The following is a 19,322-nucleotide window of genomic DNA, read 5'->3' as shown; positions in this document are numbered from 1 at the left end:
GCGCCAAGAGAGACAAGGGACGCCAAAAGAACGACGGCGATACCCGCGACACGCACCAACACCGACAGACCCGAGAGCGGAGCTACACGGCGATGGCCCGAGCGGAAGCCACACGTGCCCGGCAGCGTGGAACGCGCCGGGCGGAGAAAGAGGGAGGCGGCGGCATACGCCGCTTCTTCACGCCGAGGAAGCTGCTCGGCACGTTCTTCGGGCTCTGTCTGCTCGGCATGGGCGGGCTCTTCGTGATCTATCTGATCGTCCCCGTGCCCAGCGCCAACGCGCAGGCGGAGATGCAGAGCAACGTCTACAAGTACAGCGACGGCAAGATCCTCACCCGCACCGGCCAGGTCAACCGCGAGATCGTCGGCCTGGACCAGATCCCCAAGGGGGTCCAGCGGTCCTTCGTCGCCGCCGAGAACAAGGGTTTCTACGGCGACTCCGGTGTCGACATCAAGGGCACGGCCCGCGGCCTGATGAACACCGTCTCCGGCAAGGGCAAGCAGGGCGGCTCGACCATCACCCAGCAGTACGTCAAGAACTACTACCTGGACCAGGACCAGACGGTCACCCGCAAGCTCAAGGAGCTGGTGATCTCCCTGAAGGTGGACCAGCGGAAGAGCAAGAACGAGATCCTCGCCGGATACATCAACACCAGCTACTACGGGCGCGGCGCGTACGGCATCCAGGCCGCGGCCCAGGCGTACTACGGCGTCGACGCGTCCAAGCTGAGTGTCGCGCAGGGCGCCTACCTCGCCGCGCTGCTCCAGGCCCCCAGCCAGTACGACTGGTCCTCCGCCACCGCCACCGGCAAGAAGCTGGCCACCGCGCGCTGGAACTATGTCCTCGACAACATGGTCGAACAGCACTGGCTGGACTCCTCGGCCCGCTCCGGCCTGAAGTTCCCCGTCCCGCACGAGCCCAAGGCGCCCTCGGGCATGGGGGGCCAGACCGGCTATCTCGTAGAGGCCGCCAACAATGAACTGGCCGCGCAGGGCGTCGACAAGAGCGCGATCGACGCGGGCGGCTGGACGATCACCCTCAACATCGACCAGAAGCGGCAGAAGCAGCTGGAGAAGTCGGTCGACAAGGAGCTGGAGAGCAAGCTCGACCGCAAGGGCAACAAGACGGACGCGACGGTGCAGGCGGGAGCGACCTCCGTCGACCCGAAGACCGGCCGGGTCGTCGCGCTGTACGGCGGCAGGAGCGCCACCGAACACTGGATATCCAACGCCACCCGCTCCGACTACCAGCCCGCCTCGACCTTCAAGCCGATCGTCCTCACCTCCGCCCTGGAGAACGGCGCGCAGACGCAGGACGGACAGCGGATCGGCATCGGCACGCGGTACGACGGCACCAGCAAGCGGCCCGTCGTGGGCAGCGATACCCCCTTCGCCCCGCAGAACGAGGACGACAGGGACTACGGCTCCGTCGATGTCCAGACCGCGATGAACGACTCCATCAACTCCGTCTTCGCACAGATGGTGGTGGACGTCGGCCCCGGTGCGGTCAAGCGGACCGCGCTGGACCTCGGGATGCCGGACAAGAACTTCCCCGAGCGCCCCGCGATCACCCTCGGCACGATGAACGCGTCCACCTGGGACATGGCCGGTGTGTACGCGACGCTCGACAACCACGGCACGAAGATCACGCCGACCATCGTGAAGTCGGCCGAGCACAAGGACCGTACGGTCGAGATGCCGGACCCGGTGGGCGAGCAGGCGGTGAGCAGGGAGAGCGCCGACACCGTGACCCGTACGCTGCAAGGCGTCGTCGACAACGGCTCGGGCGCCGAGGCCAACACCTCCGCCTATGACGCGGCGGGCAAGACCGGCACGTCGGAGAACAACAAGTCCGCGTGGTTCGCCGGCTACACCCCCCGGCTCACCACGGTCGTGGCGCTGTTCGGCGAGTCGACCAAGGAGGGCGGCGGCCAGGTCACCCTGACCGGCACCGCCAACAGCGGCCGTGCCAACGGCGGTGGCTTCCCCGCCCGGATCTGGGCGGACTACACCCTCGGCGCGCTGAACGGCTCCGACGAGCAGTTCGACCTGGACGTCGCCCCGCCCGTACAGACCGGGGTGACGCACTCGCCGACCGCGCCGACCCCGACGACGACGCCGACCACTCAGTCACCGGACCCCACCCCCACGACACCGTCGCCCGATCCCACCGATTCGACGAGCGAGTCCCCGCCCGCGCCGCCGACGGATTCCCCGCCGGCCACGGAGCCCGGCGGCGGGGAGACCGGCGACCCGGAGCCACCCGGCGGCGGCGAGACCGGCGATCCCACGGGCGGCGCGGACCCGCCCGGCGACGGCGGTCAACTGCCGTTCGGCCAGTAGCTGTACAGAGTCACTGATTTACGGGGCGGCCCCGGCAGGCGCGTACAAGCCGGCCGGGGCCGCGGTGTGGCGCCTGACCCGTCAGCCGCCGTTCACCTTCTTGGCGATCCGGTCGCCGATCTTCTTGTCGATGTTGCGCCAGTACTGAAGCGCCCGTTCCCGTACCGGCGCGGACACGCCCTGCGCGAGATGACCGGCGACGTTCGACACCAGCCGGTCGCGCTGCGCGTCGTCCAGCACCTGGCGGACCTGCGTGCCCGCCTGGCCCCAGTCGTCGTCCTCGCGGTGCGGCTTGTACGCCTCGCGCACCATCTCGCCCGCCGAGGCCCAGCCGGCCGGCTCGCCGAAGCGCTCGGTGTCGGCCGCGGGACCGCCGTACGAGTTCGGGGCGTACGGCCTCGCGGCGTTCGACGCCACATATCGCATCGGACCGTCCTTGGAGTACGAATCCACCCGCGAACGCGGCCGGTTGGGCGGCAGCTGGGTGTAGTTCGGACCGATCCGGTACCGGTGCGTGTCCGGGTAGGAGAAGAGCCGGCCGAGCAGCATCTTGTCCGGGGACGGGCCGATGCCCGGCACCAGGTTCGAGGGCTCGAACGCGGCCTGCTCGATATGGATGAAGAAATTGTCCGGGTTCTTGTTGAGCGTCATCCGGCCGACATCGATCAGCGGGTAGTCGCCGTGCGGCCACACCTTGGTCAGGTCGAACGGGTTGAAGCGGTAGTCGGCCGCCGCCTCGAACGGCATGACCTGGACCTTCAGGCTCCAGGTCGGCGCGTTCCCGGACTCGATCGACTCGTACAGATCACGGCGGTGGTGGTCGCCGTCCGTGCCGGCCATCTCGTCGGCGTCGGCCTGGCTGAGGTAGTCGATGCCCTGGTCGGTCTTGAAGTGGTACTTCACCCAGAACCGCTCGCCGCCCGCGTTCACCCACATATAGGTGTGCGAGCTGTAGCCGTTCATGTGCCGGAAGGACTTCGGGATGCCCCGGTCGCCCATCAGCCAGGTCACCTGGTGCGCGGACTCGGGGGAGAGGGTCCAGAAGTCCCACTGCATGTCGTTGTTGCGCAGTCCGGTGGCCGGGTGGCGCTTCTGCGAGCGGATGAAGTCCTGGAACTTGATCGGGTCGCGTACGAAGAAGACCGGCGTGTTGTTGCCGACCATGTCGTAGTTGCCGTGCTCCGTATAGAACTTGAGCGCGAAGCCGCGGGGGTCGCGCCAGGTGTCGGGCGAGCCGAGTTCACCGGCGACCGTGGAGAAGCGGGCCAGCATCTCGGTGCGCCGGCCCGGCTGGAAGAGGTCGGCCTTGGTGAACTGGCTGACATCGTTGGTGACTTCGAAGACGCCGTACGCGCCCGCGCCCTTGGCGTGCACCACTCGCTCGGGGACCCGTTCACGGTTGAACTGGGCCATTTTCTCGATGAGGTAGTGGTCCTGGAGCAGGATGGGGCCGTCGGGGCTGATGGTGAGCGAGTGCTCGTCGCTCTCCACCGGGATACCGACGTTGTTCGTGGTGTAGGGAGTCCTGGGGGATGACTCGGCCATGAGTGTCCTCCCGTCGAGAGAAGGCCCGAACCAGGTGAACCGAGGGAGCGAAAACCCAGATCCTGTGCCGGGCTGGGACAGCGGTCACTACGGCCGCCTGCCCCAGCTAACCTCTACGACACACTGTCGGCAACATTTGGAAACGGCCCTGCCCTGAGCGCGCTCGGCGCCCCATGGACCAGGTCCCCCTACCGGACAAAGCCAGGTCCCCTGCCGGACGAAGCCCCGGACAAAGCCCCGGACAAGCCCCGGACGAAGCCCCGAACCGATCTCATCGGGCCCCGAACCGATCATGCCGGGGCCCGATGCGATCACGTCCGGGTCGCGATCTCGAACCAGACGACCTTGCCGGTGGACAGCCGGGTCGCTCCCCAGCGCCGGGCCAGCCGGTTGACCAGGAACAGTCCCCGTCCGCCCTCGTCCGTTTCGCGGGCGCGCCGCTGCCTGGGCAGCTGCGGCGAGTCGTCCCCGACCTCGCAGCGCAGTACGTCTGTACGGAGCAGCCGCAGCGTCACCGGACGCTCCGCGTACCGCACGGCGTTGGTGACCACCTCGCTGATCAGCAACTCGACCGAGTCGCTCAGCTCTTCCAGGTTCCAGCGGGACAGCGCCCGCCGGGCCAGCCGTCGGGCCCGCCCGGGAGCGGCGTCCTCCGGCTCCAGGAACCAGTACGCGACATCGCTCGGCGCGATGCCGTCGAACCGGGCCGCGAGCAGCGCGATGTCGTCGTCCCGGTCGCCCGGTCCCAGCACATCGAGCACGTCGTCGCAGAGCGCCTCCAGCGGCGGGGAATGATCGGGCCCGGTCAGCTGCGCGGTGGCCGCGAGGCGCTCCCGCAGCTGCTCGATGCCCGTCCAGACGTCACGCAGCCGCGACTCGACCAGCCCGTCCGTGTAGAGCAGCAGCGTCGCTCCGGCGGGCGCGTCCAGTTCGACGGCCTCGAAGTCCACCCCGCCGACCCCGATCGGCGCCCCGGGCGGCACCCGGAGCACCTCGGCCCGGCCGCCCAGATGCAGCAGTATCGGCGGCGGATGCCCGGCGTTGGCGATGGTGATCCGGTGCGCGACCGGGTCGTAGACCGCGTACAGACAGGTGGCCATCCGGTCCGTGCCGAGCCGCTGGGCCTGCTCGTCCAGGTGGTGCAGCACTTCCTGCGGCGGCAGGTCCAGACCGGCGAGGGTCTGCGCCGTCGTCCGCAGCTGGCCCATGATCGCCGCGGAGGTCATGGAGTGCCCCATGACATCGCCGACGACCAGCGCCACCCGGCTGCCCGGCAGCGGGATCGCGTCGTACCAGTCACCACCGACCCGGGCCGTCTCGGCGGCGGGCAGATAGCGCGAGGCCAGCCGCACCCCGGTGGGCTGCGGAAGATTCTCCGGCAGCATCGTGCGCTGGAGTTCGTCGGCGATGTACGCCTCGCGGCCGTACAGCACGGCCTTGTCGATCCCCAGCGCCGTGTGCGTCGCCAGCTGCGCCGCGACCAGCAGATCGTTCGGCTCGAAGGGCGACCGGTCCGGCCTGCGCAGGAACACCGCGGCACCGATGACCCGCCGCCGGCCCCGCAGCGGGGCGAGGATCGCGCGGTGCCCGGTCGGTACGGTGCGGTCCACGCCCAGCAGCTCGGGCAGCGCGGCACGGGCCGCGGCCGAGTCGCCGAAGACCGGGCGCACACCGCGCAGCACCTCGGAGAGCGCACCCCCGGAGCGCACCTCGCACAGCTCCGCCGCGGGCATCAGATCGGACTGCGGATCCAGGATCGGCAGCCGCAGCCCGTCGGTGACCTGTACCTGTGGCGGGATGGGACTGATGGGCGAGCCGTTCTCGGTGTCCTCGTCGGTCAGCCGCAGCCGGTCGGTGCGCCGCAGCCGCAGCACGAACGGCGACACCGGCCGCTCGTCGCCGACCGGCAGCGGATCGCGCAGATAGACGAGTATCGCGTCGGAGAACGTCGGTACGGTCGCCCGGCACAGCCCCAGCACGATCTCGTCCAGGTCTATGCCGCGTGCGATACGGCGGGTGGCGGCTCCCACGAAGCGCAGCCGGTCGCCCTCGCGCCGTGCGGTCCCCGCGGGGTCCGCCGCCGGGGCAGGCACCGTGGGCTGAGGTGGCGCAGAGGCTGCGGCCTCCTGCCGCGGCCTCGTGCGTTCCTGCGACCGGGCAACCAGTGGCTGCCGGCCTTCGTGGGAGGGGGGGTGCTCCGTCACGCGTGGGGTTCCGTCCGTCCGGGCCGGTGGTGCGATGCGATCGCTTCGACAGGGTGGCAGCCCTCCCGCACGGCTCCACCCCCCTCGAGTGATTCACGCGGTCGATGTGATTCACGGTCGTTGTGACTTGCGGTCGTAGCGACTAACGGTGTGACGTGTGGTGTGACTTGCGGCCAATCCGTGCGCTGCGCTCACCCGTTGACGCGGGTGCCGATGTTCCGGAGGACGATCCTACGTTTGAACCCTGGGGCCACATCAAGGGTCTCATGGCCCTGAGAGCACTGCCCGGGTGATCACGGCGTTGGTCAGCACGCACACGGGCAGGGCTCGTTCGGGTGGGACCGCCCCGGAGAGGAGTCACCCGTACGGGGGGTGTTCGGGCAGGAGTCGTGCCGGTATGGGTCATTCGTGCGGGGGACGACGGGTGGCGTACGGACGCCAGGGAGCCGCGGACGATTGCCGACGAGCCGTGTACGGACGCCGACAAGGCGCGTGCGCACGCCGACGGGCCGTGTAGGGGTACCGGCGCGCTTCGTGTGTGGTTCATCGCGCGCGGGCCCCCGCTCGTGCCGGCGCCCGGTCCCAGCCGTCCGGCAGCCGCGGCACCGCCCAGCGGGGGTCGGGCCGCCAGTGCTCCCAGCCGTCGCGGAACGGGGCGCCCCAGGCGTCGATCAGGTCGACCGCCGCCCGCCCGGCCTCCCGGACCCGCCGCGCCTGGTCCCGCTCCATCAGTCCGTCCTGCTGGGCCTGGGCGAACTCGTCCTCGTCGCGCCACCGCCAGCTGCGGTCCGGATAGACGTCGATGTCGAGGAAGTGGTCCTCGGAGTCGATGCCTCCGGCCCAGCGGGTGCGCGGCTCCTCCAGATTCACGTACCAGTTCTGGAAGCGCCAGCCGCGCTCCCACCACAGCCACACCGACCAGGGCTCGCCCGGCCGTGCGAGCTTCAGCACACCCATCCCGTACCACCGGTCGTGCGTCACCGTGCGCGGCTTGGTGTAGCGGCTGGTCAGCGGCTCGTGGTGGACGGGTGTACCGTCCGCGAGCACCGGCCTCACGCAGGGTGTGTCCGGCGCCAGCCATGCCGCGAGCAGTTCGTCGGTGTCCTGCACGACCGTGACGGGACGGCAGATATGTACGCGGTCTCCGGCGTTCTCCCGGTACCGCCACAGGATCTGAGTGCCGGGCGCCCAGCGCCGCCCGGCCGTTTCCGTCGCTGCCATGCGCAGATCTTAGGCGTGTCGTACGGATCTTGCCCGGTCCATGGCCGCAGCGGTCCCGTATGCGCGGCCGCGGCCGTCCCGTATTCACGGCCTCGTCATACGCAGCACATCCAGCGCCTCGTCGAGCTGCTCCAGGGTGAGATCGCCGCGCTCCACATACCCGGCCGCCAGGACCGTCTCACGGATCGTCCGGTGCTCCGCCAGGGACTTCTTGGCGACCTTCGCGGCCTCCTCGTACCCGATGTACTTGTTCAGCGGGGTGACGACGGACGGGGAGGACTCGGCGTATTCACGGGCCCGCTCGGCGTGTGCCGTGATGCCGTCGACCGTGCGGTCGGCGAGCAGCCGGGAGGCGTTGGCGAGGAGCCGTACGGACTCCAGGAGGTTCTTGGCCATCACCGGGAGCATCACGTTCAGCTCGAAATTCCCGGCGGCGCCGGCCGCGGCGACCGTGGCGTCATTGCCGGTGACCTGCGCGGCGACCATCAGCACGGCCTCGGGGATCACCGGGTTGACCTTGCCGGGCATGATCGAGGAACCGGGCTGGAGGTCGGGCAGGCTGATCTCGGCGAGCCCGGTACGCGGGCCCGAGGCCATCCAGCGCAGATCGTTGGAGATCTTGGTGAGCGAGCCGCCGAGGGTCCGGAGCTGCCCCGAGGTCTCCACGAGCCCGTCGCGGGCGCCCTGTGCCTCGAAGTGGTTACGCGCCTCGGTGAGCGGCAGCCCGGTCGCGCCCGCGACCTCGGCGATGACGGCCGCGGAGAACCCGGGCGGGGTGTTGATGCCGGTGCCCACCGCCGTACCGCCCAGGGGCAGTTCGGCGAGCCGGGGCAGCGAGGCCGTCAGCCGCTCCACGGCATACCTGACCTGCGCGGCATAGCCCCCGAACTCCTGGCCCAGCGTGACGGGTGTGGCATCCATCAGATGCGTACGGCCCGACTTCACGACGTGCTGGAACTCCTCGGCCTTGCGCTCCAGGGAGGCGGCGAGATGCTCCAGGGCCGGGATCAGATCGCCGGTGACGGCGGCGGTCGCGGCGATGTGGATGCTCGACGGGAAGACGTCGTTGGAACTCTGGGAGGCATTGACGTCGTCGTTCGGATGAACCGGACGGCCGAGGCGCTCGGTGGCGAGCGTGGCGAGCACCTCATTGGTATTCATGTTCGAAGAGGTACCTGAGCCCGTCTGGAAGACGTCCACCGGAAAGTGTTCGTCCCAGCGGCCCTCCGCGACCTCGGCAGCCGCGCCCTGGATGGCTTCCGCGACATCCTTGCCGATCACGCCGAGGTCGGCGTTGACCTTCGCCGCGGCCGACTTGATACGGGCCAGAGCCTCGATGTGCGCGCGTTCGAGCCGCTGTCCCGAGATGGGGAAGTTCTCCACCGCGCGCTGGGTCTGGGCGCGCCACTTGGCGTCCGCGGGGACCCGCACCTCGCCCATGGAGTCGTGCTCGGTGCGGTACCGGCCCTTGTCCGGGGCCCGGCCGTGCGGGGTTTGGCCGTCCAGAGTCTGGCCGTCCAGAGTCTGGCCGTCCAGAGTCTGGCCGTCCAGAGTCTGGCCGTCCGGGGTCCGGCCCCGGCCCGCACTCGTGTTCTCGTCCGTCGTCATCGTCGTCGTACCTCCTGTCTGGATGAGCGTCCGGCTGACCTCGTGTGTTCCCGTGCACGCACACGTTCCCCCGAACGAGTGTTCCCGTGGTGTTCCCGTAAGGCTGTATCGGCGAAGACGTATCCGCAAAAGGCGCGCCCTCCCCGGTGGAATACCGGGGAGGGCGCGCCGTACGTCCGGGCCGGAGCCCGTCGTACCGAGAGGGAGGCCGGTCAGGCCAGGCCGGGACCGCGGACCGGGATGCTGGTGAAGGTCGGGGCGGGGGCCGGCTCGGTGAAGAAGTCGTTGCCCTTGTCGTCCACGACGATGAACGCGGGGAAGTCCTCCACCTCGATCTTCCAGACCGCCTCCATGCCCAGCTCCTCGTACTCCAGGACCTCGACCTTCTTGATGCAGTCCTGGGCGAGACGCGCGGCCGGGCCGCCGATCGAGCCGAGGTAGAAGCCGCCGTGCGAGCCGCAGGCGTCGGTGACCTGTGTGGAGCGGTTGCCCTTGGCGAGCATGACCTTCGAGCCGCCCGCCGCCTGGAACTGCTCCACGTACGAGTCCATCCGCCCGGCCGTCGTCGGACCGAACGAGCCCGAGGCGTATCCCTCGGGGGTCTTCGCGGGGCCCGCGTAGTAGACGGGGTGGTCCTTCAGGTACTGCGGCATCTCCTCGCCCGCGTCGAGCCGCTCCTTGATCTTGGCGTGGGCGATGTCGCGGGCCACGACCAGCCCTCCGGTGAGCGAAAGCCGGGTCTTGACCGGGTACTTGGTCAGCTCGGCGAGGACCTCGTCCATCGGACGGTTGAGGTCGATCCGTACGACACCGCTCTCGTCCAGGTGCTCGTCGGTCGTGTCGGGGAGGAAGCGCGCCGGGTCCTTCTCCAGTTGCTCCAGGAAGACGCCCTCGGCGGTGATCTTCGCGACGGCCTGGCGGTCGGCCGAGCAGGAGACGGCGATCGCGACCGGCAGCGACGCGCCGTGACGCGGCAGGCGCACCACCCGCACGTCGTGGCAGAAGTACTTTCCGCCGAACTGCGCGCCGATACCGATCTTCTGCGTCAGCTCGAAGACCTTCTCCTCCAGCTCCTTGTCCCGGAAGCCGTGACCGGTGGGGGAGCCCTCGGCCGGCAGCTCGTCCAGGTAGTGCGCGGAGGCGTACTTCGCGGTCTTCAGCGCGAACTCGGCCGACGTACCGCCCACGACGATCGCCAGGTGGTACGGCGGGCACGCGGCCGTACCGAGCGAACGGATCTTCTCCTCCAGGAACTTCATCATGGAGGTCTCGTTGAGGACCGCCTTGGTCTCCTGGTAGAGGAACGACTTGTTGGCGGAGCCGCCGCCCTTCGCCATGAAGAGGAACTTGTAGGCGCCGCCGTCGGTCGCGTACAGCTCGATCTGCGCGGGCAGGTTCGAGCCGGTGTTCTTCTCGTCCCACATGGTCAGCGGGGCCATCTGCGAATAGCGCAGGTTGAGCTTGGTGTACGCGTCGTAGATGCCGTGCGACAGCGCCTCTTCGTCGCCGCCCTCGGTCAGCACGTTCTGACCGCGCTTGCCCATCACGATCGCCGTGCCGGTGTCCTGGCACATCGGGAGGACGCCCGCGGCCGCGATGTTCGCGTTCTTCAGCAGGTCGAGCGCCACGAACTTGTCGTTCGAGGACGCGTCGGGGTCGTCCACGATCCGGCGCAGCTGCGTGAGGTGGGCCGGGCGCAGGTAGTGCGAGATGTCGTGCATCGCCTCGGCGGCGAGCGTCCGCAGTGCCTCCGGGGCGACCTTGAGGAACGTACGCCCGTCGGCCTCGAAGGACGAGACACCTTCGGCGGTCACCAGCCTGTACGGCGTGGTGTCCTCTCCCAGGGGGAGCAGATCGGAGTACGCAAACTCTGGCATTACGGCCATTCCTCACTCGACAGACGGAGGCGCGGCCTCCATTGGCGGCGCGCATCCAGCGTAGGGCGCCGTACGGACACCGCTCCTGTGAGGTAAGGCTCAGTTCCGGCGGTTCCCGGTACTCCCGGCGAGAGGCCCTGGTCGCGATCTATCGCGTTTCGCTACCCTGGGGCCGTGGACCTCGAAAAGCACCCTCAGAAGCCGGTCGCGCCCGCGGAGCCCCCGGCCATCCGGGCCTCCGATGCCGACCGGGACCGGATCGCGGACATTCTCCGGGAGGCGCTGGCGGAGGGCCGCCTGGACGCCGAGGAGCACGCCGAGCGGATCGACTCCGTCTACCGGGCGAAGACCGTCGGGGAACTGGAGCCGCTGGTGCGGGATTTGCCGGCCGTCGGTGCCGACGGCCGCCCGATCGCGAGGCCGGTGTCCTCGTCGTCCGCATACGGATACGGACCCGACGATCCGACGGCCCCGGCGGAGAACCTCGTCGCGATCCTCAGCAGCTCAACTCGCCGGGGCCGCTGGCGGATCGGGCGCAAGACCAACGCCTTCGCGCTCTTCGGCAATGTCGAGATCGACCTGACCGAGGCGCTGTTCGGCCAGCGCGCCAGCGTGATCAACGCGACGGCTATTTTCGGCAATGTCGAGATCACGGTCCCCCAAAACATCTCGCTGCGGGGCAGCGGTACCGGCATCCTGGGCAATTTCGAGGTGCTGACCCTGGAGGGCGACGACCCCAACGCGCCTCTCGTCACGGTCAACGGCTACTCGCTGTTCGGGAACGTCGAGGCCAAGCCGAAGCGCGGCAAGTGGGTCGCCGATCTCCACAACCGGCTGCGCAAGCACCTCGGTTCCTGATTTTCCGCCGGCCTCGGCCGGCTCCCGTTCGACCGACGGCCGGTCGTCTTCGGTGGTTTTCGGCCAAAGTCGTCCGACGGCACGAGAGTGTCCGGAATTCCGCACGATATTCCGAACTCCGAACTGGGTACCACTCAGTGCATAGGAGTGCGTACAGCGGGTAGGGAAGGCTGCATCGTCTCTCGCTCGCGAAGCCGTCGTCAGGAGTAGACCGTGCTGCAACCGCCGCATCAGCCCCTGCAGGTCGCCGCCGTTCCGCCGCAGCGGAGTCCCGCTCGGGAGGATCAGGCCGGGCCCTGGCATTCGGAGGCGGTGTGCCGTCGGGATGAAGCCGGACTGTTCTTCGCCCCGTCCAAGGAGCCGACAGCCGCGAGGCTGGCGCGCGAGGAGGCCGCGAAGCGGGTCTGCGCCCGCTGTCCGGTGATGGTCGAATGCCGGGAGCACGCGCTGCTCCAGCCCGAGCCGTACGGAGTGTGGGGCGGTCTGACGGCGGCCGAGCGCCGAGTGGTGCTGGCCCGTCGCAGGCGGCGCGAGCTGGAGTTGAGGAAGGCCGCCTCGGCGGAGAGCCGGGTCGCCGCCGCCGGTTGAGGCGTACCGGGCCGGGTGCCCGGCCGACGCGTTTTCCGAGAGACGCGTATCCGATGGGCAGGTATCCGGAAGGGGTGCCCCCGCCGCACAGTGGGGGCACCCCTTCCGTATCCGCATCCGCGTGAGCCGTCGATACGCCTGAGGGCCGTCGGCCCTCAGGTCGCGCGTCGGCTACTTCGCGCGGTCGAAGTCGATCGTGCTGTAGGCCCGGAGCTTCGAGAGCCGGTGCGTCGAGTCGATCTGCCGGATCGTGCCCGACTTGGAGCGCATCACCAGGGACTGGGTGGTCGCGGTCTCCGCGCGGTAGCGCACCCCGCGCAGCAGTTCGCCGTCCGTGATGCCCGTGGCGACGAAGAACACGTTGTCACCGCTGACCAGGTCGTCGGTGGACAGGACGCGGTCCAGGTCGTGCCCGGCGTCGATCGCGCGCTGCCGCTCCTTGTCGTCCTTGGGCCAGAGCTTGCCCTGGATGACACCGCCGAGGCACTTTATGGCGCACGCCGAGATGATGCCCTCGGGGGTGCCGCCGACGCCCATCAGCAGGTCGACGCCGGTGCCTTCGCGCGCCGCCATGATCGAACCGGCCACATCGCCGTCGGAGATGAACTTGATCCGCGCGCCGGTCTCCCGGATCTCCTTGACGATGCCCTCGTGGCGGGGGCGGTCGAGGATGACGACCGTGACGTCGTCGGGGGAGGAACGCTTGGCCCTGGCGACCCGGCGGATGTTGACCGAGACGGGCGCGTTGATGTCGACGAAGTCGGCGGCCTCGGGGCCGGTGACCAGCTTGTCCATGTAGAAGACCGCGGACGGGTCGAACATGGTGCCGCGGTCGGCGGCCGCCAGGACGGCGATGGCGTTGGGCATGCCCTTGGCGTTCAGGGTGGTGCCGTCGATGGGGTCCACGGCGATGTCGACCTCGGCGCCGGTGCCGTCACCGACGTGCTCGCCGTTGAACAGCATCGGGGCTTCGTCCTTCTCGCCCTCACCGATGACGACGACACCGTTCATCGAGACGGTGGAGACGAGGGTGCGCATGGCGTTCACCGCGGCGCCGTCCGCGCCGATCTTGTCGCCGCGCCCGACCCACCGGCCGGCCGCCATGGCCGCGGCCTCGGTGACCCGGACCAACTCCAGGGCGAGGTTGCGGTCGGGGGCCTCGGGAGAGACGTCGAGCGGGGACGGTAGGTGGTGCTCGGTCATCGGGACGCACCTTTCTGTACGGCGACGGCCGGAAAAGAGGGTGATGCGACTCTATCCGTACATCGACAAATTGAGCAGAGGGCCCCACGTATGAGCACCGCACCGTGATGCGACCATGGTGCGGTGGCAGGTATGCGAGGCAAGCAGACGGTGCGGGACATGTTCCTGTCGATGGTGGTCATCGGAATGGTCGTGGCCGTGATCTACGTGTTCATTCCGCATGACGAGAAGGCGACGCCGGTCAAGGCGGTCGACTACCGGGTGGAGCTGCTGACCGCGCGGCGCGCGGCCCCGTATCCGGTGCTGGCGCCGGTGGGCCTGCCGGAGAAGTGGAAGCCGACGTCGGTCACGTACAAGCGGCAGGACGACGACGCGTGGCATCTGGGCTATCTGGACCCGGACGGCCAGTACGTGGCGGTCGAGCAGTCCGCGGCGCCCCCGAAGAAATACGTGCCCGAGGTCACCCAGCAGGCCACCGACACCGGCAAGACGCAGCAGATCGCGGGCGAGGCCTGGCGGCGCTGGGAGGGGCCGAAGTACGACGCCCTGGTGCGCATGGACGGTGACGCGACGACGGTGGTGACGGGGACCGCGTCGTACGAGCGGCTGGCCCAGATGGCCGCCGCGCTGAAGCCGGAGCCCGCGTCCGCGTCCGGCTCCGGGGCCGGCGCGGGAACCGGTACCGAGAAGTCCTGACCCGCGCTTACGGCTGAGCCGTATACGACGAGGCCGCCGCACCTTCACCGGAAGGTGCGGCGGCCTCGTCGTATACACGGGCTCAACGCCTCGGATATGCGGGCTCAAATGCCTCAGACGGTGGTGACGGCCTCGTCGAAGGAGAGGCGCGGGGAGCGCGGGTACCAGGCGTTCTCGCCGGGCTTGCCGATGTTGACGACCATCAGCGGGGTGTGGTCGCCGTCCAGGAACTCCTTCTGGATGCCGGCGCCGTCGAAGCCGGTCATGGGGCCGGCGGCGAGACCGGCGGCGCGGACGCCGAGGATGAAGTAGCCGGCCTGGAGGGCGGCGTTCATCGTGGCGGACTGCTCGCGCGCCGGGCGCTCGCTGAAGAAGGCGTCCTTGGCCTCGGGGAAGGCCGGGAAGAGCTGGGGGAGTTCCTCGTGGAACTCGTTGTCGGCGGCCAGGATCGCGACCAGGGGAGCGGTGGCGGTCTTGGGCTGGTTGCCCCCGGACATGAACGGCACGAGGCGCTCGCGGGCCTCGGCGGAACGGACCAGGACGACACGCAGCGGCGACTGGTTGAACGCGGTGGGCCCGAACTTGACCAGGTCGTAGATCGCCTGCACCTGCTCCTCGGTCACCGGCTCGTCGGTGAACGTGTTGGCGGTGCGGGCCTCGCGGAAGAGGAGGTCCTGGGCGGCGGAGTCGAGAACGAGGGACATGTGGGGGCACCTTCCGAACGCGCAAGTGGTCAAGGGATCCAAGTGGTCAAGGGATCACCTTTACCGTACAAGCAGATGTGTGAAGCTTCAACTAAAACCGGATTCGGGTGATCCGACTCACAGGCGCCTGTCGCCCGGTGCTCCCCACGGTCTGGTGCGCTCGCCTCGTCGCGCCCGGTGCTACGCCTCGTTCGTGCCGGTGTCCTCGCCCGCGCCCTTCCCCGCGCCCGGGGCCGTGTCCTCGTCGTCCGCGAGCGACGCGTCCAGCCGCGCCCGCGCGCCCTCCAGCCAGCGGCGGCACACCTTCGCCAGCTCCTCGCCCCGCTCCCACAGCGCCAGGGAGTCCTCCAGTGACGTGCCGCCCGCCTCCAGCCGGCGTACGACCTCGATCAACTCGTCCCGTGCCTGCTCGTAGCCGAGCGTTGTGGCTTCATCCGTCCTGGCCATGTGATCCACCCTAAATACGCGCCCATACGCGCGGTCCGACAACGATTCCGACGACGACTGCGATTCCGACGGCGACTGCGATTCCGACGGCGATTCCTGTGACGCCGGCGGCGACGACCCCGACAGCGATTCCGCCGGTGGTCGTGATGGAGCGGCCGTGCGAGGCGCCGCTGCGTGAGGCACGGCTCCGCGCCGTACCGGTCACTCCGCGACCCGCACCGTGAACTCGCCCTCCGCCACCCGGGCCCGCAGCTCCTCGGCCGCCGCGACGTCCTCCGGGGACCGCACGACCGTCCCGTCCGGCCGCTGCAGCACCGCGTACCCCCGCTCCAGCGTCGCGGCGGGCGACAGCGCGACGACCCGCGCCCGGGTGTGCGACAGCTCCGAGTCCGCGCGGTCCAGCAGATGCCGCAGCACCCGCCGGCTCCGGTCGGTCAGCGCGGCCACCTCGGCCTCGCGCTCGTCCACCATCCGGTGCGGCCGTTCCATCGCCGGCCGGGCCAGCGCGTGGGCGAGACCGCGCTCCTCCCGGTCGAGCAGCCCCCGTACCGTCCGCAACGCCCGGTCCCGCAGGGCCTGTACGCGGTCCAGCTCCTCCCCGACGTCCGGCACGGTCTTCTTCGCCGCGTCGGTCGGCGTCGAGGCCCGTACGTCCGCCACCAGGTCCAGCAGCGGCGCGTCCGGCTCGTGCCCGATCGCGGACACGACCGGCGTACGGCACGCGGCCACCGCCCGTACCAACTGCTCGTCCGAGAATGGCAGCAGATCCTCCACGCTGCCGCCGCCGCGCGCCACGATGATCACGTCCACCGCGGGCAGCGCGTCCAGCTCCTCCACGGCCTGGACGACCTGGGCCACCGCGTTGACCCCCTGCACCGCCGTGTTCCGTACCTCGAAACGCACCGCGGGCCACCGCCTGCGCGCGTTCTCCAGGACGTCCCGCTCGGCCGCCGACGCCCGCCCGCAGACCAGCCCGATCAACTGCGGCAGAAAGGGCAGCGGCCGCTTGCGGTCGGCGGCGAAGAGCCCTTCCGCGCCCAGCGACTTCTTCAGCCGCTCCAGCCGCACCAGCAGCTCGCCCACTCCGACGGGGCGTATCTCCGTGGCCCGCAGCGACAACTGCCCACGTGGCGCGTACCACTCCGGCTTGGCCCGCACCACGACCCGCGCGCCTTCGGAGACCACGTCCGCGATCGTGTCGAAGACCTGCCGGTAACAGGTCACGCCCACCGAGATGTCGTACGACGGGTCGCGCAGCGTCAGGAAGACGACCCCCGCGCCCGGTCTGCGCGAGAGCTGGGTGATCTGCCCCTCCACCCAGACGGCGCCGAGCCGGTCGATCCAACCGCCGATGAGCCGCGACACCTCACCGACGGGCAGCGGAGCGTCCGCGGACGTTTGGAGAGCCATACCGAGGAGCGTATCCGCCGCCTCTGACATCGCCCCGGAAACGGCGTCACGGTGCCGCCCTTCCTACGGAAGGGCGTTGCCCCGCGCCGCGTCCCCGCTGCGCGAACAGCACCACCAGCCCCACGGCCAGCCAGATGGCGCCCACGATCTGCGCCGTGCTCGTGGCCTCCACCATCACCGCGACCAGGATCGCCGCGCCGGTCACCGGCAGCACCACATGGGCGAACCAGCTCGGCGGCCCCTCGGCACGCCGTACCGCGAACCACCCCACCACCGACGCGTGCAGCAGGACGAAGGCGGTCAGCGCCCCGATGTCCACCACGGAAACCAGGTGGTCGAGACCGTCGTCGCGGCGGGCCGCCCACACCGCCGCCACCAGCGTGACCACCGCCGCCAGCAGCAGTGCCACGCGCGGCACACCCGAGTCCGTACGGGCCAGCGCGCGCGGCAACCGGCGCTCGCGGCCCATCGCGAAGAGCAGCCGCCCCGCCGCCGCCTGCCCGGCCAGCGCCGCGAACGCCGCGCCGATCGCCTTGCTGACCGCCACCAGATCGTGCAGCCAGGTCCCGACCGACGTGTCGACCGCGTCGTAGAACGCCGACCCCTGCTTGGCCGGGTCGGCGGCCAGTTGGGCCGAGGACATCGGTTCCAGCAGCGCCACCAGATAGGTCTGCGCGACGAACAGCACGCCCGCCAGCACCAGACAGAACAGCACCGCCCGCGCCACCTGCCGCGAACCGCCCGTCACCTCCTCGGCGAACGAGGCGATCGCGTCGAACCCCAGATACGACAGCACGGCCACCGACACCGCGCCGAGCACCGCCGCGAGCGAGAACTCCGTATCGCCGGTGAACGGCGTGGCCCAGCCGCGCTCCGCGCCGTCCCGGGCGAGTACGACGACGGCCGACACCACGAACACCAGCAGCACCACGATCTCCATGGCGAGCACCGCGAAGCCGACGCGGGCCGCCGCCCGTACGCCCCAGAGGTTGAGCAGCGTGGTGATCACCACGGCGATCGCCGTCCACACCCACTGGTCGACGGCCGGAACCAGCGCCTCCATCGCGATCCCCGCGAAGAGATAGGCCACGGCGGGGATCAGCAGATAGTCGAGCATCGCCATCCAGCCGGCGATGAACCCGGGCCCCTCGCCGAGCCCCTTGCGCGCGTACGCGAACACGGAACCGGCCTGCGGGGCGACCCGCACCATCTGGGCGTAGCTGAAGGCGGTGAACGCCATCGCCACGGTCGCCACCACATAGACCAGGGCCACGGATCCGTGGGACCGGGCGTCGAGCGTGCCGTAGACGCCGACGGGGGCCATGGGCGCGATGAACAGCAGCCCGTAGACGACGAGATCGCGGAAGCCGAGCGTCCGCCGCAGTCCGTCCCCGTCCCCAAGTCCGTCCCTGTACCCGTTCCCGTCCCTGTGCCCGTTCCCGTTCCCTGTTCCCCGCACCTGCGCCGGCTGCCCGTCCGTACCGTTACCGGTGTCGGCCATCGCGCCCCTCCGTCGATCGCGTACGCCCAGTGTCGGGCAGACGGCAGATCTTCGGCCTCTTCGGCACGGCCTTACGATGGGGGGCATGACTGCTACGTCCCGCCCGTCGCCCGCCGCCACCCCCAGTGGAGACGCCGCGCGCCGCGCCGGCAAACGCGTCCTGCTCGCCGCGCCCCGCGGCTACTGCGCCGGGGTCGACCGTGCCGTGATCGCTGTTGAGAAAGCCCTGGAACAGTACGGATCACCGGTCTACGTCCGCCACGAGATCGTCCACAACAAGTACGTCGTCCGGACCCTGGAGAAGAAGGGCGCCATCTTCGTCGAGGAGACGGCGGAGGTCCCCGAGGGATCGATCGTCATGTTCTCGGCGCACGGCGTCGCCCCGGTCGTCCACGAGGAAGCGGCCGAGCGCAAGCTCGCCACCATCGACGCGACCTGCCCCCTGGTCACCAAGGTCCACAAGGAAGCAGTCCGCTTCGCGGAGGAGGACTACGACATCCTGCTCATCGGCCACGACGGCCATGAGGAGGTCATCGGTACGTCGGGCGAGGCCCCGGACCACATCACGCTGGTCGACGGACCGGGCGATGTCGCCAATGTCGAGGTCCGCGACGAGTCGAAGGTCGTCTGGCTCTCCCAGACCACGCTCTCCGTGGACGAGACCATGGAGACGGTCGACGCGCTCAAGGACAAGTTCCCGCAGCTGATGTCGCCGCCGAGCGACGACATCTGCTACGCCACGCAGAACCGCCAGATCGCGGTCAAGCAGATGGGCGCCGACTCGGACCTGGTGATCGTCGTCGGCTCCAAGAACTCCTCCAACTCGGTACGACTGGTCGAGGTCGCCCTCGGCGCCGGTGCCCGCGCCTCCCACCTGGTGGACGGCGCCGAGGAGATCGACGAGGCGTGGCTGGACGGCGTCTCCACGGTCGGTGTCACCTCGGGCGCGTCCGTGCCGGAGGTGCTGGTCGAGGGTGTCCTGGAGTGGCTCTCGCAGCGCGGCTTCGAGGATGTCGAGATCGTCAAGGCGGCGGAGGAGTCGATCACGTTCTCGCTCCCCAAGGAGCTGCGCCGGGACCTGCGCGCCGAGGCGGCGGCACTCTCGGAGAAGTGAGCTG

At 69.8% G+C, this 19,322-nt stretch carries 15 protein-coding genes; 5 read left to right on the top strand and 10 right to left on the bottom strand.

Annotated features, from left to right (window positions below):
• The first annotated feature begins 92 nt into the window (after positions 1-92).
• A complete protein-coding gene (locus ACIOJD_RS03705; RefSeq protein ID WP_401908023.1) occupies positions 93-2,342 on the top strand; it encodes a transglycosylase domain-containing protein in 2,250 nt (749 codons plus the stop codon).
• An 81-nt stretch (positions 2,343-2,423) separates the two neighbouring features.
• Here ACIOJD_RS03705 and ACIOJD_RS03700 read toward each other — a convergent pair whose 3' ends face one another.
• The 5 genes from ACIOJD_RS03700 to ACIOJD_RS03680 form a co-directional block, all read right to left on the bottom strand.
• Positions 2,424-3,887 (bottom strand): catalase, encoded by a 1,464-nt coding sequence (locus ACIOJD_RS03700; protein ID WP_401908022.1) that lies wholly within the window; start codon positions 3,885-3,887, stop codon positions 2,424-2,426.
• A 311-nt stretch (positions 3,888-4,198) separates the two neighbouring features.
• Complete coding sequence (locus ACIOJD_RS03695) at positions 4,199-6,091, bottom strand: SpoIIE family protein phosphatase (RefSeq protein ID WP_401908021.1); 1,893 nt, start codon at positions 6,089-6,091, stop codon at positions 4,199-4,201.
• Positions 6,092-6,634: 543 nt separating this feature from the next.
• On the bottom strand, positions 6,635-7,312 hold the full coding sequence (locus tag ACIOJD_RS03690; RefSeq protein ID WP_401908020.1) for a DUF402 domain-containing protein: 678 nt from the start codon (positions 7,310-7,312) through the stop codon (positions 6,635-6,637).
• An 84-nt stretch (positions 7,313-7,396) separates the two neighbouring features.
• Entirely contained in the window at positions 7,397-8,920 is a 1,524-nt protein-coding gene (locus ACIOJD_RS03685; RefSeq protein ID WP_401908019.1) for a class II fumarate hydratase, read from the bottom strand.
• Between the two features lie 212 nt (positions 8,921-9,132).
• Positions 9,133-10,797, bottom strand: a complete 1,665-nt coding sequence (locus ACIOJD_RS03680) for a fumarate hydratase (RefSeq protein WP_401908018.1) — start codon at positions 10,795-10,797, stop codon at positions 9,133-9,135.
• Between the two features lie 174 nt (positions 10,798-10,971).
• Between ACIOJD_RS03680 and ACIOJD_RS03675 the strand changes: the two genes are divergently transcribed.
• Entirely contained in the window at positions 10,972-11,655 is a 684-nt protein-coding gene (locus ACIOJD_RS03675) for a DUF1707 domain-containing protein (protein ID WP_401908017.1), read from the top strand.
• Between the two features lie 213 nt (positions 11,656-11,868).
• A complete protein-coding gene (locus ACIOJD_RS03670; RefSeq protein ID WP_401908016.1) occupies positions 11,869-12,243 on the top strand; it encodes a WhiB family transcriptional regulator in 375 nt (124 codons plus the stop codon).
• 171 nt (positions 12,244-12,414) lie between these two features.
• Here ACIOJD_RS03670 and glpX read toward each other — a convergent pair whose 3' ends face one another.
• Positions 12,415-13,446: a class II fructose-bisphosphatase gene (gene glpX / locus ACIOJD_RS03665; RefSeq protein ID WP_401908015.1), complete on the bottom strand. Its 1,032-nt coding sequence runs from the start codon at positions 13,444-13,446 to the stop codon at positions 12,415-12,417.
• A 132-nt stretch (positions 13,447-13,578) separates the two neighbouring features.
• Here glpX and ACIOJD_RS03660 point away from each other — a divergent pair, with 132 nt between their 5' ends.
• Complete coding sequence (locus ACIOJD_RS03660) at positions 13,579-14,142, top strand: DUF4245 domain-containing protein (protein WP_401908927.1); 564 nt, start codon at positions 13,579-13,581, stop codon at positions 14,140-14,142.
• A 113-nt stretch (positions 14,143-14,255) separates the two neighbouring features.
• Here the strand turns inward: ACIOJD_RS03660 and ACIOJD_RS03655 are convergent, their stop codons facing one another.
• The 4 genes from ACIOJD_RS03655 to ACIOJD_RS03640 all read right to left on the bottom strand — a co-directional run bounded on the left by ACIOJD_RS03655 (position 14,256) and on the right by ACIOJD_RS03640 (position 18,204).
• On the bottom strand, positions 14,256-14,846 hold the full coding sequence (locus ACIOJD_RS03655; protein WP_401908014.1) for a malonic semialdehyde reductase: 591 nt from the start codon (positions 14,844-14,846) through the stop codon (positions 14,256-14,258).
• A gap of 180 nt (positions 14,847-15,026) precedes the next feature.
• A complete protein-coding gene (locus ACIOJD_RS03650; protein WP_401908013.1) occupies positions 15,027-15,293 on the bottom strand; it encodes an exodeoxyribonuclease VII small subunit in 267 nt (88 codons plus the stop codon).
• A 201-nt stretch (positions 15,294-15,494) separates the two neighbouring features.
• Positions 15,495-16,703 (bottom strand): exodeoxyribonuclease VII large subunit, encoded by a 1,209-nt coding sequence (xseA, locus tag ACIOJD_RS03645; RefSeq protein WP_401908012.1) that lies wholly within the window; start codon positions 16,701-16,703, stop codon positions 15,495-15,497.
• A gap of 46 nt (positions 16,704-16,749) precedes the next feature.
• Entirely contained in the window at positions 16,750-18,204 is a 1,455-nt protein-coding gene (locus ACIOJD_RS03640) for an APC family permease (protein ID WP_401908011.1), read from the bottom strand.
• Positions 18,205-18,289: 85 nt separating this feature from the next.
• On the opposite strand from ACIOJD_RS03640, the gene ACIOJD_RS03635 reads away from it, so the two are divergent.
• Positions 18,290-19,318, top strand: a complete 1,029-nt coding sequence (locus tag ACIOJD_RS03635) for a 4-hydroxy-3-methylbut-2-enyl diphosphate reductase (RefSeq protein WP_401877245.1) — start codon at positions 18,290-18,292, stop codon at positions 19,316-19,318.
• Positions 19,319-19,322 lie beyond the last annotated feature (4 nt).

Origin of the sequence: Streptomyces sp. NPDC088116, from assembly GCF_044741745.1 — a bacterium.
Taxonomy (GTDB): Bacteria; Actinomycetota; Actinomycetes; order Streptomycetales; family Streptomycetaceae; genus Streptomyces.
This window is presented reverse-complemented; position numbering and strand designations above follow the sequence as displayed.